The sequence below is a fragment of the Marinomonas sp. UCMA 3892 genome (assembly GCF_012726345.1).
GTDB lineage: Bacteria > Pseudomonadota > Gammaproteobacteria > Pseudomonadales > Marinomonadaceae > Marinomonas.
In genome coordinates this window covers 179,539-195,323 of record NZ_PTXN01000009.1, presented here as the reverse complement: position 1 = coordinate 195,323, position 15,785 = coordinate 179,539, and the positions used below count along the sequence as shown (strand labels likewise).

The 15,785-nt window shown below is 40.8% G+C and carries 20 protein-coding genes and 6 tRNA genes; 18 read left to right on the top strand and 8 right to left on the bottom strand.

The window, feature by feature from the left end:
- Positions 1–2: 2 nt before the first annotated feature.
- From B6N13_RS14435 to raiA, 5 genes are all read right to left on the bottom strand, one after another.
- Complete coding sequence (locus tag B6N13_RS14435; RefSeq protein WP_169459762.1) at positions 3–290, bottom strand: DsrH/TusB family sulfur metabolism protein; 288 nt, start codon at positions 288–290, stop codon at positions 3–5.
- Positions 291–292: 2 nt separating this feature from the next.
- Entirely contained in the window at positions 293–640 is a 348-nt protein-coding gene (locus B6N13_RS14430; RefSeq protein ID WP_169459761.1) for a DsrE family protein, read from the bottom strand.
- A gap of 4 nt (positions 641–644) precedes the next feature.
- Entirely contained in the window at positions 645–1,037 is a 393-nt protein-coding gene (tusD, locus tag B6N13_RS14425; RefSeq protein WP_169459760.1) for a sulfurtransferase complex subunit TusD, read from the bottom strand.
- Positions 1,038–1,125: 88 nt separating this feature from the next.
- Entirely contained in the window at positions 1,126–1,779 is a 654-nt protein-coding gene (locus B6N13_RS14420; RefSeq protein WP_012070923.1) for a Bax inhibitor-1/YccA family protein, read from the bottom strand.
- A 152-nt stretch (positions 1,780–1,931) separates the two neighbouring features.
- The gene (raiA, locus tag B6N13_RS14415) at positions 1,932–2,249 is read right to left on the bottom strand and encodes a ribosome-associated translation inhibitor RaiA (RefSeq protein ID WP_012070922.1); all 318 of its coding nucleotides are present in this window, start codon (positions 2,247–2,249) and stop codon (positions 1,932–1,934) included.
- A gap of 352 nt (positions 2,250–2,601) precedes the next feature.
- On the opposite strand from raiA, the gene B6N13_RS14410 reads away from it, so the two are divergent.
- The 14 genes from B6N13_RS14410 to B6N13_RS14345 all read left to right on the top strand — a co-directional run bounded on the left by B6N13_RS14410 (position 2,602) and on the right by B6N13_RS14345 (position 12,090).
- Positions 2,602–3,408 carry a DnaT-like ssDNA-binding domain-containing protein gene (locus tag B6N13_RS14410; RefSeq protein WP_012070921.1) on the top strand — a complete coding sequence of 269 codons (807 nt, stop codon included), beginning with the start codon at positions 2,602–2,604 and terminating at the stop codon, positions 3,406–3,408.
- Complete coding sequence (locus tag B6N13_RS14405; protein ID WP_348981549.1) at positions 3,371–4,183, top strand: replication protein P; 813 nt, start codon at positions 3,371–3,373, stop codon at positions 4,181–4,183. Before B6N13_RS14410 ends, B6N13_RS14405 begins: the two co-directional genes overlap by 38 nt.
- 120 nt (positions 4,184–4,303) lie before the next feature.
- Positions 4,304–4,945 carry a response regulator gene (locus B6N13_RS14400; RefSeq protein WP_012070919.1) on the top strand — a complete coding sequence of 214 codons (642 nt, stop codon included), beginning with the start codon at positions 4,304–4,306 and terminating at the stop codon, positions 4,943–4,945.
- Positions 4,946–4,963: 18 nt separating this feature from the next.
- The gene (gene uvrC, locus B6N13_RS14395) at positions 4,964–6,787 is read left to right on the top strand and encodes an excinuclease ABC subunit UvrC (protein WP_012070918.1); all 1,824 of its coding nucleotides are present in this window, start codon (positions 4,964–4,966) and stop codon (positions 6,785–6,787) included.
- A 45-nt stretch (positions 6,788–6,832) separates the two neighbouring features.
- On the top strand, positions 6,833–7,393 hold the full coding sequence (gene pgsA, locus B6N13_RS14390; protein ID WP_169459759.1) for a CDP-diacylglycerol--glycerol-3-phosphate 3-phosphatidyltransferase: 561 nt from the start codon (positions 6,833–6,835) through the stop codon (positions 7,391–7,393).
- 96 nt (positions 7,394–7,489) lie between these two features.
- Positions 7,490–7,564: transfer RNA gene (locus tag B6N13_RS14385), tRNA-Gly, on the top strand.
- Between the two features lie 23 nt (positions 7,565–7,587).
- Positions 7,588–7,661, top strand: a tRNA-Cys gene (locus B6N13_RS14380).
- A gap of 11 nt (positions 7,662–7,672) precedes the next feature.
- Positions 7,673–7,759: transfer RNA gene (locus B6N13_RS14375), tRNA-Leu, on the top strand.
- 174 nt (positions 7,760–7,933) lie between these two features.
- Positions 7,934–8,953 (top strand): tyrosine-type recombinase/integrase, encoded by a 1,020-nt coding sequence (locus B6N13_RS14370; protein ID WP_169459758.1) that lies wholly within the window; start codon positions 7,934–7,936, stop codon positions 8,951–8,953.
- 261 nt (positions 8,954–9,214) lie between these two features.
- On the top strand, positions 9,215–9,520 hold the full coding sequence (locus B6N13_RS14365; protein WP_169459757.1) for an HNH endonuclease: 306 nt from the start codon (positions 9,215–9,217) through the stop codon (positions 9,518–9,520).
- A gap of 56 nt (positions 9,521–9,576) precedes the next feature.
- Positions 9,577–9,843 (top strand): hypothetical protein, encoded by a 267-nt coding sequence (locus B6N13_RS14360; protein ID WP_169459756.1) that lies wholly within the window; start codon positions 9,577–9,579, stop codon positions 9,841–9,843.
- A 120-nt stretch (positions 9,844–9,963) separates the two neighbouring features.
- On the top strand, positions 9,964–10,680 hold the full coding sequence (locus B6N13_RS14355) for a hypothetical protein (protein ID WP_211172877.1): 717 nt from the start codon (positions 9,964–9,966) through the stop codon (positions 10,678–10,680).
- Positions 10,681–11,001: 321 nt separating this feature from the next.
- A complete protein-coding gene (locus tag B6N13_RS14350) occupies positions 11,002–11,535 on the top strand; it encodes a hypothetical protein (protein WP_169459754.1) in 534 nt (177 codons plus the stop codon).
- Positions 11,536–12,090: a hypothetical protein gene (locus B6N13_RS14345; protein ID WP_169459753.1), complete on the top strand. Its 555-nt coding sequence runs from the start codon at positions 11,536–11,538 to the stop codon at positions 12,088–12,090.
- A gap of 298 nt (positions 12,091–12,388) precedes the next feature.
- Here the strand turns inward: B6N13_RS14345 and B6N13_RS14340 are convergent, their stop codons facing one another.
- Positions 12,389–12,586, bottom strand: a complete 198-nt coding sequence (locus tag B6N13_RS14340) for a CPXCG motif-containing cysteine-rich protein (protein WP_169459752.1) — start codon at positions 12,584–12,586, stop codon at positions 12,389–12,391.
- A 196-nt stretch (positions 12,587–12,782) separates the two neighbouring features.
- Between B6N13_RS14340 and B6N13_RS14335 the strand changes: the two genes are divergently transcribed.
- Positions 12,783–13,220 carry a hypothetical protein gene (locus tag B6N13_RS14335; RefSeq protein WP_169459751.1) on the top strand — a complete coding sequence of 146 codons (438 nt, stop codon included), beginning with the start codon at positions 12,783–12,785 and terminating at the stop codon, positions 13,218–13,220.
- A gap of 128 nt (positions 13,221–13,348) precedes the next feature.
- Entirely contained in the window at positions 13,349–13,780 is a 432-nt protein-coding gene (locus tag B6N13_RS14330; RefSeq protein WP_012070912.1) for an acyl-CoA thioesterase, read from the top strand.
- A gap of 179 nt (positions 13,781–13,959) precedes the next feature.
- Here the strand turns inward: B6N13_RS14330 and B6N13_RS14325 are convergent.
- Positions 13,960–14,044: transfer RNA gene (locus B6N13_RS14325), tRNA-Leu, on the bottom strand.
- A gap of 75 nt (positions 14,045–14,119) precedes the next feature.
- Positions 14,120–15,346: an HDOD domain-containing protein gene (locus tag B6N13_RS14320; RefSeq protein WP_169459750.1), complete on the bottom strand. Its 1,227-nt coding sequence runs from the start codon at positions 15,344–15,346 to the stop codon at positions 14,120–14,122.
- 189 nt (positions 15,347–15,535) lie between these two features.
- On the opposite strand from B6N13_RS14320, the gene B6N13_RS14315 reads away from it, so the two are divergent.
- Together B6N13_RS14315 and B6N13_RS14310 are read left to right on the top strand one after the other, a co-directional pair.
- A tRNA-Ala gene (locus tag B6N13_RS14315) sits at positions 15,536–15,611 on the top strand.
- 73 nt (positions 15,612–15,684) lie between these two features.
- Positions 15,685–15,760 (top strand) — tRNA-Ala (locus B6N13_RS14310).
- Positions 15,761–15,785: the final 25 nt, after the last annotated feature.

The following is a 15,785-nucleotide window of genomic DNA, read 5'->3' as shown; positions in this document are numbered from 1 at the left end:
GATTACCAACTAATATTTGCTTCGGCAGCAAAGGTTAAATCGACCCATTCTTCTTCAGATAGAGCCGTGCCTAATTGTGGTGATAGGCCATAAGCTATGGCATCGCTTTGCAAATAATAGAGCTTAGCTTGCTTTTCTTTGGCCAGAGATTGCATTGTGTCGGTATGCTGAATCAGTCTTAAAAAGCCTTCTTCAATCAGCAATATTTGGTCGCCAGCTTGAAGGCTGTTTTGCCATGTAGCTTCTAGCGTGGCAGGGTAGTCCAGTTGGTTTATTTGGTGAAGTCGCATAATTAAAACCGAAAAACTTGTTGGTATTGTGAAAACATGGTTTGCCATTCGGCTTCATTAAGAAGCTGAATACCTTGCCAAGTTGGCTGGTTGCTAAGCCAAGAATGGTGCTTCTCTATGAAGATGTTTTCAATATCATAAAATTCTAGCCCATCTAACAGCTTATGAAGGTTTTTACCTTGCTCTGCGGTTGGATTTTGATTATCAGTTAAAATCGCTAGAGCAGCACCAGATAGGCATAGATCAACGGGCTGTTCAAAGGTCGCAAGAACTAAGGCAAAGTCCAAGCCTTCTTTACAAGCTAGGCTTGAGTAAGGGCTAGAGTTTAGGTGAATAAGAGTGTGTTTCATGGGATTACCTAAACTGAATGATTTTGTTTGTAGTATTCATTAAATCAACGAGAGTCCCCAAACCTTCCAGCTGAAAGTATTCAGCAAGAGTGTGTTGTTCTAACTCATAGCGACGACTTTCACTTTCGTTAATGATGCCGCGTCTTACTGCAGCGGCAATGCATAAATACAATGGGATTTTGTGTTGTTCTGCTATGTCTTGCCAAGCTTTGGTGAGATTGACTTCATCCCGTGGTGGTTGTGCTGTCTGGTTGCCAATAAGCACGGCGTCTTCATAAAAAAATACACCTTTTATACTGTCAGGATATTTATTTAAAGCTGCACGGATAAAGCGAAGCGCTGTGTGGCAAGCCTTGCTTTGATATGGGGAACCAGTGATGAGCAGAGTGTATTGCATCAAAAATGACCTTGGTGTGTGATACGATAAATTTTACACATAAAAAAGGCCGCAGTCAGCGGCCTTTTCATATTGGTGACTCGTACCATTAGTCGCGAGACATACCAAGAAGAGACAATACACTGATGAACATGTTGTATAGAGAAACATACAAGTTCACTGTAGCCATGATGTAATTGGTTTCACCACCACGAACGATTTCACTGGTTTGTAGCAAAATAACTGCAGCAGAGAACAGAGCAAAACCTGCAGAGATAAAGATTTGTAGAGCAGGCATTTTAACAAAGATGCCAGCAATTACAGCAAACAGTAGAACAAAGAAGCCAACAGTGATGAATCCGTTAAGGAAGCTGAAGTCTTTCTTTGAAACCAATGCATAAGCAGACAAGCCTAGGAACGATAGACCTGTGATGCCTAAAGCGCTCATGATCAAACTCGCGCCGTTTGCCATGTTCATGTAAGCGCTAAGGATTGGACCAAGGGTAAGACCCATGAAACCAGTCAAAGCAAATACACAAAGAATACCAGCAGAGCTGTTTTTAAATTTGTGTGTTAGGAAAAGTAAACCATAAAAGCCTACTAGAGTAATAATTAGGCCAGGATGGGGTAAGTTGAAAGCCATGCTCAAGCCCGCAGTGAAGGCGCTGAACAATAGGGTAAGCGACAACAGTCCGTAAGTATTGCGGAGCGTTTTATTTGCCGCTTGTGACGTATGTGTCGAAAGGGCTTCTGTGTAACGCATGAGTTAACTCCTTTAGGGTTTAAGACTATCAATAGACTTAATATGCGTGCGAAAGTTCCAAAGTTCAAGTGAGATTGTTTATCTAGCAGGGAAATAAAGAAAAACACCGCCAAATAGCGGTGTTTCTTGGTAAACCATAAAGGAAATGACGATTAGTGAGTGGTTATAGTTTTGTGGTTGGTACAAGATTGTTTGGTTTTATGTTTATCTATTTGCTTGGCTAATTTGTCGACCATATCATCTATCGCGTGAAACAACCTGTCTTCAGAGGAGGCAGAGGCAAATATTTCTTTGCCTGGAATGTGTACTCTTGCTTCCGCTTTTTGGCTTTTACTGTCTTTCAATAAGGTGACATTTACAGACGTAATTTGATCGGTCAGTTTGGCTACTTTGCTAAGTTTCTCGTTGATATGATCTTTGATTGCTGGGGTTACATCGATATGGTGACCAGAAATTTTGGTAGTGTGCATACTACTTTCCTCCTGAGTGATGTTTGTGAAACCGGCAACGCCAAATGCTTTCTCTATAATGCTGTCTTTTATGAATCTGTTCTTAACCTGCTGTTCTGTTTAGCGAGAGTCAAAAAGCATTGCTCTAACTTGATCATAGGAGTGTTTCTGGGCGCTGTCAAAATTGCTTACCGTTGTTTTGTTAGTGAATATAATCCCCCTATTGCTAAAGTCTAATAGCCAAGGAAAATGGCAAGCTGCATTCTGTATTGATAGCAAGGTTACTTTAAGGTTCTCGTGCTAATGGGGGAGGCTTTTGATAGACTGTGAGGCTAACTATTGTGTTAGGTATGCAAAGCGCGAAGCGAGATTTATGTTGGATAACGACTATTCATTACCGATATCATTTTCAATGGCAGCCCAGATCGGGTTAGAAGAAACCGTATTATTGACCTTTTTGAAGCAGCAGGCTTATCTTATTGGCTCCAATGCTTTACGAGTTGAAATGAGTCGACTTAGTGCTCAGTTACCTTTTTGGACTGTGCCTATGTTGATGCGATTGTTGGGGAACTTACAAATTAGCCAACTGTTGAGCTTTCAGCGCCAAGAAGAAATACTTGAGATTCATTTAGCGTCATCTCAAAAAGCGGCACAAACTATTAAGCCAATAGCTGAAACGTCTGCTAAAGACGATTCCTTGATGAGCAAAATGGATCGGTTGCACAAAGCGTCTCGGGAGAAAACTGAAGAGTTCACGCCGCAGCCTAAAAGCTATTCTGCGAAGCAGCCCGTTCGACAATACCAAGCGCCATCTCCGCCGGTGGTGAATGACCGTCGAGGCATCACAGATTTTGACTTGTATTTGGAGCAAAAAGAGCGTGCTCGACAACCAGATCAATGGCAACCTGAAGAAGCGACATTAGAGCAAATTGGCCAAGCTGGCATTGCCCGTGATTTTGCCTTGTCTTTGCAAACTGAGTTTTTGCTGAGAATTAAAGAGCAGCGGAAAAACGTCAGGACTTGGAACAGCGAATTTTTTAAATACGTAAAACGTCAGTGGCAATACAAACAATCAGATAGGTCTTCATATGAAGGAACCTCAGGCAGTACAAAATTTACTAAAACCTCTAGAGAGCAGGTTAGTGACGCCCTCAACAACATCCACGACACAGACTGGTGAGTATGGCTTTGGTAATCCAGGGAGTAATTCAGGGTACAATAACTCAGGATATGGAAATGCGGGTAATACTAGTCGTGAATCGGGCCCGACAGAGGCTGAACAGCAAACACGTATTTTGGTTAATATGTTGTTCGCGCGCTTTAAAGCTATTTATACCCATAAATTTGCCTCAGCTTACAGTACGGCCGATGAAGTTAAGCTAGCCAAGCGTGAGTGGGCGATTGCACTGAAAGGTTTCCAAGAGCCATTGTTGGCATATGCAGTAGAGCGTACGAAAGAAGAACATACGTGGCCGCCAACTATTGCAGACTTTTTGAAACTGATTAATACCGCTTATAAAGCTTATGGTTTGCCTGATCCACGCTCCGCGTATCTAGAAGCTTGTGCTTGTCGAACGGATCCTTTGCAATATAAATGGAGTCATAGTGCGGTATTCTTTGCTGGATCTCAGGCAGGTTGGTACAAATTAAAGTCTGAAGAAGAGCGAGTGACTTGGCCTTTATTTGAGCAGAGTTATTTGAAAATCGTCGATCGAGTGATTGCTGGCGAACGCTTGGTGATTCCAAAAGTGATTATGATCGAAGATAAGCAAACACTAAGCGTGAAAGATTTATCTAGTAAGATTGCTAATGACCTATCGGTTGATGAAGAACAGATTGCGCCTTTACTTTATTACACCCAAAAAACATACGGGTCTGGCGTGCGAGCTCGTTATCGCGAAATTAGTCAAAAAAAGCTCTTAGAAATGGGATATAAAGAAAAGCTACCTGAATAACGGTGCGTTTTTTCTATTTGTTATATAACATATTTTTTATTAGCAGGATGCTATAGGCGATTTCGTGCTAGGTAAGGCCGAAATCGACACGAGGCGTAGGAAAATTTTGGTGAGGTTGTTATGTTAAAAGTGTTGATTGTTGACGACCATGACGTGGTTAGCCAAGGTATTAGTCGTGTATTACAGGATGTAAAAGGTGTTGAGGTAGTAGGTGTAGTGCATAGCGGTGAAGAGGCCATTATTCAGTCCAAGATATTATTACCTGATATTATTTTGATGGACGTGCATATGCCGGGAATTGGCGGTTTAGGTGCAACGAAAGAAATAAAGCGCATTTTACCGAAAACCAAGATCATTGCTTTGTCTGCATTGGATGACAATTTATACCCAGTGAAGTTATTAGAAGCGGGAGCATCTGGTTATCTTACTAAAGGCACCAATACGTCTGAGCTATTAGAAGCTATTCAAATGGTGTCTAAAGGCGAGCATTATATTTCTAAAAGCATTGCGCAGAAAATGGCGCTGTCTAAGTTTTCCATAGATGGGCAAGGTTCGCCATTGGGGCAATTATCAGACAGAGAATTGCAAGTGGCTCAAATGATCGTGGATTGCAAAAAATCCAACGAAATTGCAGAGCACCTATGTGTGAGTCCTAAAACCGTGAGCACTTATCGTACTCGTATTTTTACGAAATTGAACATTGAAAGCGATGTCGAGCTGATTCGCTTGGCGGTACGTTACAATGTGCTTGGTATGGGCTAGGCGAAAAACGAGGTTTGTTTGAGCCATTCAGAATTTGATCCGAAGCATTTTGTCAGCAATTTAACCACACGTCCGGGCGTTTATCGCATGTACGACGTGAAAGGTGAGTTGCTTTATGTTGGAAAAGCAAAGAATCTAAAAAATCGTGTCGCGAGCTATTTCCGTGTGACCGGATTAACGACTAAAACCATGGCTTTGGTTAGTCGTATTCACACCATTGAAATTGCTGTTACTAAAAGCGAAACGGAAGCTTTACTTCTTGAGCAGACGCTTATTAAACAACATCGTCCACCGTACAATATTTTGCTACGGGACGATAAATCTTATCCTTATATTTTGTTATCGAATCACCCTCATCCGGCTTTGCTGTTTCGTCGCGGTGATAAAGCTGATAAAGGTACCTTGTTCGGTCCCTTTCCAAGTGGCAGCGCCGTAAAAGAAAGTTTGAATACCATGCAAAAGGTCTTCAAGGTGCGCCAGTGCGAAGACAGTACGTACTCGAATCGATCTCGGCCTTGTTTGCAATATCAAATTAAGCGTTGTTCTGGGCCTTGTGTGAACTTGATTAGTGATGAAGAGTACGAGCTAGATGTTCGTCACGCACGCATGTTTTTACAAGGCAAAGATCAAGAACTCACCGCTGAAATTACCACGCAAATGAGTGCTGCCGCCGCAGATATGGAATTTGAGCGAGCCGCCGAGCTACGTGATCAAATCATTCAGCTCAAGCACATCCAAGAACAGCAGCATGTTTATGGGCAAACGGGCGAAGCAGATGTCATTGCCTCTATAATTCAGCCCGGTGGATTATGTGTTCATGTGATGATGGTGCGTAAAGGCAAAGTCGTTGGAAGCAAAAGCTATTATCCAAAAATGCCGATCGAAATCACAGAAGGCGAATTATTATCATCTTTTATCGCTCAATTTTACTTAGGTGGTATTCAAGAGTTACCTAAGACGCTTATCATTAGTCATGAGCTAGAAGATGGTGATGCGCTGGTGGAAGGTATTTTCGAAACCACCCAGAAAAAAATTGAAGTGCTAAGCAATGTCAGAGGTCAGCGTGCCCGTTGGTTGGAACTTGCCAAACTCAACGCAGAGCAAGGTTTACAGGCTCGATTATCGGACAAGCGTAATCATTTTAGCCGTATAACCGCGTTGCAAAAATTGTTAGGCTTCTCTGAACCGCCAATGCACATGGAATGTTTTGATATTAGTCATTCTAGTGGCGAAGCTACGGTAGCCTCTTGTGTGGTGTTTGGGCCTGATGGGCCGGATAAAAAGCGCTATCGCTCCTTTAACATCGAAGGTGTCGAACCGGGTGATGATTACGGTGCCATGAAGCAAGCACTCACTCGACGCTATAAGCGCGTCAAAAGTGGTGAGCTAGAAGCGCCAGATGTGTTGCTTATTGATGGTGGTAAGGGGCAGTTAACTCAAGCTGAAACGGTATTAAAAGAATTAGGGTTGGTGAATATCTTCTTATTAGGGGTCGCAAAAGGCGATACTCGTAAGCCGGGTCTCGAAACCTTATATATCGGCTCCAAAGAAGATGAAGTTGTGTTACCGCCTGATTCGGCTGCATTACACTTGATTCAACATATTCGCGATGAAGCGCACAGATTTGCGGTCAAGAGCCATCGCCGTAGACGAGACAAGAAGCGTCGGCACTCGGTATTGGAAGATATTCCAGGTATCGGGCCAAATCGACGTAAAGAGTTGCTGACGGCCTTTGGTGGATACCAAGAGCTACTATCAGCGAGCCAGGAAGATATTTCAAAGGTGAAAGGGATTAGTGCCAAAAAAGCGGAAGAAATTTATCTCTACCTTCATAAAAGTTAAGTTTGGCTAAGTGTGGTTTCACTTGGCGTAATAATTAGGAATAAGATGAACATACCAAATATATTAACTTCCGTAAGGATCTTTATGATCCCTATATTGGTGGTTATTTACTACTTGCCGTGGGAAGGGCGCTATTACACCTGCGCGATTATTTTTGCCTTGGCTGCCATTACTGATTGGTTAGATGGTTATTTGGCAAGAAAGCTTAACCAAACGACTCCGTTTGGAGCTTTTTTTGACCCTGTAGCTGACAAGCTTATGGTTTCGATTGCCTTAGTCTTGTTAGTGGCTAGCTACTCTAATCCATTGCTCACGTTAGCTAGCGCCGTCATTGTCGGCCGTGAGATTGTTATTTCGGCATTACGTGAGTGGATGGCCGAAATGGGCAAACGCGCCAGCGTGGCGGTTTCTTATATTGGTAAACTCAAAACCACCATGCAAATGCTGGCAATTTTTATCTTGCTAGGTAGTCGACCAGATACCATGGTTGCCCATGTGGGAGAGATGGTACTCATTGCTGCTGCCTTGCTAACCCTTTGGTCTATGTATATTTACTTAAAAGCGGCTTGGCCTGATCTAAAGTCCAAAGAGTCGAACAAAAACTAATCAGATTTAAAAAAAGTGCCTAAGTTAGTTATTTATTTGGATTTTTCCCTTGACGTGAAAGCTCAAATACATAGAATAGGCACCGTCTTTTGAGACGCGGGAATAGCTCAGTGGTAGAGCACAACCTTGCCAAGGTTGGGGTCGCGAGTTCGAGCCTCGTTTCCCGCTCCAATCAAAAGATGTATCTGATAGAAGGCCGGATGGCAGAGTGGTCATGCAGCGGACTGCAACTCCGTGAACGCCGGTTCGATTCCGACTCCGGCCTCCAAAATCAGATATGCCCGGGTGGTGAAATTGGTAGACACACAAGACTTAAAATCTTGCGCTTTAACGAGCGTACCGGTTCGATTCCGGTCCCGGGCACCATTTATGGTGCCTTTTTTTTTGCCTGCACTTTCTTATCTTGCTCAATCCCTTTAAATATCTACTCTTCAGCATTTTCTTAGTGTTACTTCAAATTGTAAGCTTTTCCGCTTATATGCTATCTTTTCTGAAATTCTGCACCGAAACTGCACCGCACATTGCACCGGAGAATATTCAGTGGCGTCTATTTTTAAAACCGATGATGGATCATGGCGCGCTCAAGTGAGCGTGAAAGGTAAGCGTAAGACGAAGCGTGGCTTCTCTACAAAGCGCGACGCACAAGCATGGGCGTCTGATTTAGAACGCGAAGCAAAAGAAAGCATCTCTTCTGATATTCCAGATCGTCCCTTTAGTGAAGCGCTAGAACGCTACCGTGATACGGTCAGTGTGACCAAGCGTGGTCAAAAATTTGAAATCCGAAGAATAGAACGTTGGTTGGGCAAAAGCGTCGACGAACCAGCAGACCCGCTTTGCTTTATTTCCCTTCAAGACCTTCAATCAAAACACTTTGCCGAATGGCGAGACAGGCGCCTACAAAAAGTAGCCGTTGGCCCTGTGTTACGTGAATGGACCGTGCTTTCTTCTATTTGTAGCCAATGTGCGAAGGAATGGGGCTGGTTGAAAGAAAACCCAATGACAAGGTTGAAGCGTCCCAAAGAGCCAGAAGCGAGAACAAGACGGCTGTTGCCTGGCGAATTTGAGCAACTGATGATCGCCACACAATGCAACATAGACATACCACCAGAATCCAAAAGCGAGCGTATCGGTGCGGCCATCGTCTTTGCCATAGAAACCGCCATGCGTGCTGGTGAAATTTGTGGCATAACTTGGGAAGACGTGAATTTAGAAAGACGCACCGTTCATCTACCCAAAACAAAGAACGGTAATCCTCGTACCGTGCCGTTATCCACCACAGCGGTGAAAGTATTGGAAAAGCTCAAAACCTTAGATGACTGCAGGCTAAAAGCCTTTAATCTAAAATCTGATTCGCTTGATGTGAATTTCAGAAAGATACGCAACAAGTGCCTAATAGACGATCTGCACTTTCACGACCTGAGACGGGAAGCACTGACACGACTAGCCACCAAAGTGGACGTGCTCAACTTAGCCAAGATATCAGGCCATACAGACCTAAGAATCCTACAGCGGGTTTACTACGCGCCGGACATGGGTGATATAGCATTGATGTTGGGTTGATTTAAAAATAGGCGTACCATTAGAGTATATCTGTGAAATGGTGCATTGCGCACATGATGTTAGACCGTCAATCTAACATCAATGAATTAACCGCCTAAGTGGCGGTTTTTTTGTGCCTGGCGTTTGGTTCGACTAGCGCAAAAGGGCAAAACAATTTACTGTAAAGGAAATGAAAACAATATGAAGTAATCGCACACTCAGATTGCAGTGCAACTACGCTAGAAAAGCGCAGCATGTCACATCAGTAGTACAAGGGAAGTTATGGCTAACAACAATACGGGACGTGTCTTCGGCCATATTCCTGGGACCACAGTAGGTCAAATTTTTAAAGACCGTGCCGAACTTGCTGAAGCCGCCCACATCAAACCACTAGGCCAACCGCACAACGGGCCAGATGTAGAAAGCAACATCCTCTGTCTTTGCCCCAATCACCACGTACTCTTTGATAACGGCGGGTTCACCATTGCCGACGACTTAAGTTTGATTGGAATAGAAGGTGAATTGAAGACAGTAAAAAAGCACACAGTTGATCTAGCGTTCATCCAGTACCACCGAGAGCACTATTAGGTTTAAAGATCTTGTTAAATGTAGGTGTTAGTATTTTTTAAAATAGAGTGAGTTGTATGGAAAAATTCTTTTCAGAAGAAAGTAGGATCTTAAAATTAAATAAATTTAATAATTCTATCAAAGGGTTAAATACTGAACTATCTTTTGAGCAAGAACGAAATAAATCTATTTCAATCATTGTTAAATTTATACTTAAACAGCCCGAATTTTGGGATTTAAAATGTGGTTATAATATATCTATGGTTGGAGATCGGTTGTTTGAACATATCCAGATGACCGCTAGTTCATACGAAAAAGAAGAGATAGATTATATTTCTTCTTAACTTTTTAGATTTTTAATTGAGTGTTTTATATCCATTGATGATGAATTTAATGATGAATTGTTGTATGCAAGAGATATATTTCTAAAAAACATTAATCATTTTTCTAGATCTGCTCAAGATATGATTAATTATGCTAATAGAGATATGATTATCTCTATATTTAAAAAAGCATTTAATAGCGAAGAGTTTAAAAATATTAAAGATGTTTCTTCTTTAATAGCTAAAAAAGATGAGCTTGAATTTGAATGGGAGAAAAAAATATCTTCGAAAGAAGAGTTTTGGGAAAAGGAAATATCTGCTAGAGAAAAAAGAGTAAATGAAATAAAAGAATCTCTAGATAAATATAAGACAGCATTTAATTTTGTTGGGTTGTATGATGGTTTTCACGATCTTTTTGAAGATAAAAAGAATGATCTTAAATCTCTTCTGACGTGGCTTCAGTTGTCGGTTTTATTTATTATTTCTCCAATAGTTTTTGAGTTTTATTTCATTGTTAGTCATGCAGATAATATAAGTGTATATAAAGATGCAATACTCTTTAGTCTGATGCCTACATTGTCTTTAGTAGTCATAGCCACTTACTTTTTTAGGGTTCTTCTTAGTAACTATAAAAACGTTAAGTCACAGATAATGCAAATAGAGCTTAGGATGACATTGTGTCGCTTTATTCAGAGTTATGCAGATTACTCCGCTGATTTGAAAGGTAAGAATGAATCAACGCTGAACAAGTTTGAAGAGATTATCTTTTCTAACATTCTATCAACTGATGGTGTTGCTTTATCCGCTTTCGATGGGATGGAAAAGTTTTCCGGGCTGATAAATTCGTCTAAAAAATAAACCATAATTTGGCTTAACTTATCCATTTATTAAAGGACTAGCTATGGACAGAAAAACACCAAACTACGCACTTGCCAGCAATAAGAAAAAAGCCATCTACTCCTTGAAGAGAATTTAGAAAAGTGTGGTGGCATGCGCCAAATTTCATATGGTTGAGGTTCTTGCCTAAAAGTAAAGACAATAGAGCTAAGAGACGGCGGGCATCCGCTTATCATCCTAACGGAACAAGAATGGATTAAGTTTATTATTAAGAGTGGATTTCTAAACGTGTTTGAAAAAAGGTAGAGGTATAGAGAATGAATTTTATTTTTTGGAGAGTTGATGGAAATCATTAATATTAAATTTAATATTGATAATGTTATTGCATTATTCATATCCATTATAGCAATTTTAATTTCAATATTGGGTTATTGTAAAGCGGTGCAGAGTTATAATATTTCAAAAAAACAGCATGATGAAAGATACTCAAGTATATCTGCTAATTTAATTAATTCTTTTAAATGGGTTAAAGATGATTGTACATATATTTCATTTCTAATTAACTTTACAAATTTATCAACAGTGCCTAATTCGCTAAGTATGTTAATGCTTAATTTAGAATGTATTGATGGTTATGGTAATGTTTCTAAAGTATTGTTGTATCCAGAAAATAATTTATCTCCTATTAATCTTTATAATAATTCCAATATTTTCAATGGGTCATTGAATTTATCTGAGAGAAACACAGAAACTGGATGGATTTCATATAAAATTCCAGCTGCTGTGAAGAATAATGTTGATAGATATACAGTTGAATCAAAAGATTCCTTAGGTCGTATTGTTTCTATATCAGCTCATATTGTAAATAGGATTTAAATGAAAAACAAACAAATTGTAAAAGGAAGAGACGTATATAAAGTAGTGGGTGATGGTGCAATTGCCACACAAAATGCGGCTGATGGTAGAATAATTCCACTTGTAATACTTGATGGTAGCTCAAATCAAAGCTTAGATGACTTGATAGCTATGCATGTGGAAACACCACCAGGAGATGTTAAGTCATCTTGGTGTTATAAAAGATTTAGTAAAAAATATATTTATTTGACATTGAGGTTTATAACTCCAATGGATATAACTGTATCAATAGTTTTTTCTGTTTATGATAATATGCTGCTTATTGATGGAATTATTAAGTCTCGTGGTATATATATTCAATCAGGAAAGGCTGGAGATAAAATTTCACATGATGTTAATGCCCCGAAAATACTTGTTGAAATACCATCATCAACAACTTTCCCACCATGGGAGAAAATATTCCGTAAAAATATAAGAAAGCATTTTTTATGGAAAGGTGTTGAAAAAAATATGTTAAATGAAGCTACAGATAATTACATTAAAGAGTCTAGGGTGGTATGGGCTCGCCGAATATAATAATGCATTAATCATTAGCTCTATACTTTGAAGAAAAAGCCAAAGGGTGTAAAATTCATCTCTATGGATGGACTATTATAAAAATAATAGTTCGGAATGATCGAAAAAAAACCGCTTCATGAGCGGTTTTTTTGTGTCTGTTGTAAATCAATTCAATGTGTCATTTTCTGAGCCAGTGCCCAGGACATTACGTCGCTGGCGACCCAACGCCAGTTGGTGCGGTTTTCTGATCCACCGACGTTTCTTGTTTGTAGGAAGTTGCATTTGCACACTACGTCGCCCATGAGATTTCGTCCAATCAATACGTCTCATTTTCCGAGTGAACTGAAACCGAGGTGGAGCCGTCGAATGCGGTGTCTATATTAAAGACGATAGGGCGACAGCAGACTTGGCAGTCTTCGATGTATTCTTGGCTTTCATCCAGCACTTCTATTACGACCTCGATACTTTCGCCGCAATATGGACAGGAGATGTCTTGTTCGATTAATTCGCTCATTTGCACCTCTTATTTCATTTTAAGTGTTTAAAAATTATCTATCCTTCAATCATAGGTGATAATTAGCCTGTTAGCTTGCGGGGGGGATCCCTTTATTTGTATAGCTTTTGTATGAAAATCCACACTTTTATCGATCTGCTTTCACGCTCTTTGTGCAACACTGCTATGATTTGAGCTTCTAAGGTGAGGTGCTGTTATGATTAATTCTATTAAATACTTATCCGTTTTAGCGTTACCTGTGTTGTTGTTTGGTTGTTCTTCAGGGTCTCATGTGGTCACGGGGCAGCAAATGCCTGAACTTGAAGTAGAGCAAGTGACGGTATTTGAAGAGGCGCCAGCCTTTGACTATAAAGTGATTGGTACGGTGCAAGCATCAAGTGATGGTGGTTTTACAGAAGACTCTAGAAAAGAAAAAGCGACTCAAGAACTAAAAGAACAGGCGGCGAAAATAGGTGCCAATGGGGTGATTTTAGATGAAGTCACGCAGTTGTCTTTTAGGCGTTTGGGAACTGGTGTTGGTGTTAGTGCTGGTAGTGGTGGCGGGATAGGAACCTCTATTGGTTCGAGCTTCTCGTTCCCGACAACCGAAGCGAAAGGAACGGCTATTTTTTATGAAGCAGACTCAATGAAATAAGTCTCGTGTATAAAAGCGTTGTTATAAGTTTTTTAAATGCTTGAGATAGCATTTTGTTGTTACTCTCAGTCTATATAAACGGATACACTTGCTCTTAGTGAACAGAGTAAATTGATTGAGAGAAAGTTATGTCAGAGTTTGAAGAGAAGGCAAAAGGTCGTCTTACGACCAGGACGGTTGCTATGCCGGGAGATACTAATCCAGCGGGTGATATTTTTGGTGGTTGGGTGGTATCGCAAATGGACATCGCGGCTGGTATATGTGCGGGTCAGCGTGCTCAATCTCGTGTGGTGACGGTTGCTTTGGATGGCATGAGTTTTATTCGACCAGTAAAAGTCGGTGATATTTTAGGTGTTTATACCCGAGTAGAATCGGTTGGTCGTACTTCGATGAATATTCTTGTGGAAGCTTGGGTGCGCCGTGGCCGAATTGGTAAGCGTGAGAAAGTTACCGAAGGGATGTTTAAGTTTGTGTCCATCGATGAAACTGGTGCTTCTAAGCCAATACCTAAGGAAGAAGATCTACCAGATTATGTCTTGCATGGTTTTGACGATCATTGATCGTCGTTCCGTTTTTCTACTTGTCTGTGCTTATTAAAAATAGATTTTTAGTAGGCATAGGTTTGGTTCGGAATGAATTGTCTTAATTGATTGAGGGTGCTTGATTGGCTGAAGGTGATTGGTAGTCAAAGTTGAGAGCAAAAAAAAAGCGCTTACCGAAGTAAGCGCTTTTTTATTGTTGGTACCAGTAGGCGGACTCGAACCGCCACACCCGAAGGCAACGGATTTTGAATCCGTCGTGTCTACCAATTCCACCACACTGGCCTTGAAAAAGGTGAAACGCATTCTATATTTTTTTGTATAGGTGTCAATCGTTTAACGAAAAAAAATGCATTTAATTTAATTAATCGACTGCATGACCTCTTCAGACCACAACATAGCGTCTAAAAATGCTCTATTTAGAGCCGTTCTTTCCGCAGGGCTCAAGGAGTGAATATTATCCCAGTTCTGCTCTTCACAGCTTAATGTTTGCGTTAGGTAAGATCCAAGCTCTCCAGTCTGGTTCATAATAGCGTCTAAGGCATTTTTATCTAGAGCAATTTGCTCTAATGCGACTGTTTTTTCGACATTGAAAACTGCATCTATGCCAGACATCAGTCCAACCATAAATGCAGAGTCGGCGAGAGATGACTTTTTGCTCTCTGCAAGTAGTTGGCAGCAGCGTGCGCGAGTCAATAGCACTTTAAGTAATGCTTTAGGTTGGTTTGTTGATGAAGTGAGGGTGATTAATAACGCCCATTTCTTTAATTGTACTAATCCCAAAAAGATGACAGCTTCTTTAATAGAGACAACCGTTTTATAAACTCCGCATATTGGGCTATTTAGTATTCGTAGTAATTGATAAGAAAGTTTAGGGTTTTTGGTAACTAAATCTGCTATGGCATCAATACTAATGTCCTTGTTCTGCAAGGCATTAACAAGCTCAATGGCGCCATGTATTGCAGAGTCGATTCTTTTGCCCTTAATGAGTTCGGGGCGCTGCAAAAAATAGCCTTGAAATAAATCGAAGCCGAGCTCTTTGCATAGCTCAAACATGGCTAAGTCTTCGACTTTTTCAGCGAGTAAGATCAAGCCTCTAGACTTAAGTTCTGCTATTTGTGCTATGTGCTGTTCTGGTGGTGTGGCAAGTACATCGATTTTGACAATCGAAACCCAAGGCAATAGAGCTTGATAATCGGTATCAAACTGATAGTCGTCCAATGCGAATCGGTAACCAGCAGAGCGCCACTTTTTTAGTGCTTCAAAAAATTCCGGCGACAGCTTTTGCTTTTCGAGAATTTCGATATAGACAGTGTCTGGATCAATGGGGAAAAAGGCATCCGACAACATAAGGTCGGTTGTCATATTAATAAAAAAAGGTTTTCTTAATTGAGATTCTAATTTAGTAATCCCAATACATAAGTTCACTAACACTTGGCCTGTAGCAGTTTCGCCATCAGAAATATTAGCATTTAGGGCATCCTTGCCACGGAATAGCAGCTCATACCCAAAAATTTCTTTTGTTCTTTTGAGTATGGGTTGTTGAGCCATCATTAGATCATCTAATGCCGTTGGAAATTCGATCATTGAGCTTCTCTTATTTAATAAGGCTTTTTTAGTATTGATGAAATAAAGACCTATCAGAACATAAGTACGCTCATCATAACAATGTTCTGCGTGTTAGGTTTTGTTGTTTTGGCTACTAAAAAACCTACTCCTTGTTTGCAAAAAGGTTGACACGGTTGGGAAGCGCCCATAAAATTCTCGCCTGTTTTCGGGGCCTTAGCTCAGCTGGGAGAGCGGTTCGCTGGCAGCGAACAGGTCAGCGGTTCGATCCCGCTAGGCTCCACCAATTATTCTTACATAAAGCGTGATTGGAAACACTATTCTCAGGACATTCTGTCCACATACGCTAAGCGTTTTGTGGGGCTATAGCTCAGCTGGGAGAGCGCTTGCATGGCATGCAAGAGGTCAGCGGTTCGATCCCGCTTAGCTCCACCACTAAATTACCCATTCCCGATTTATT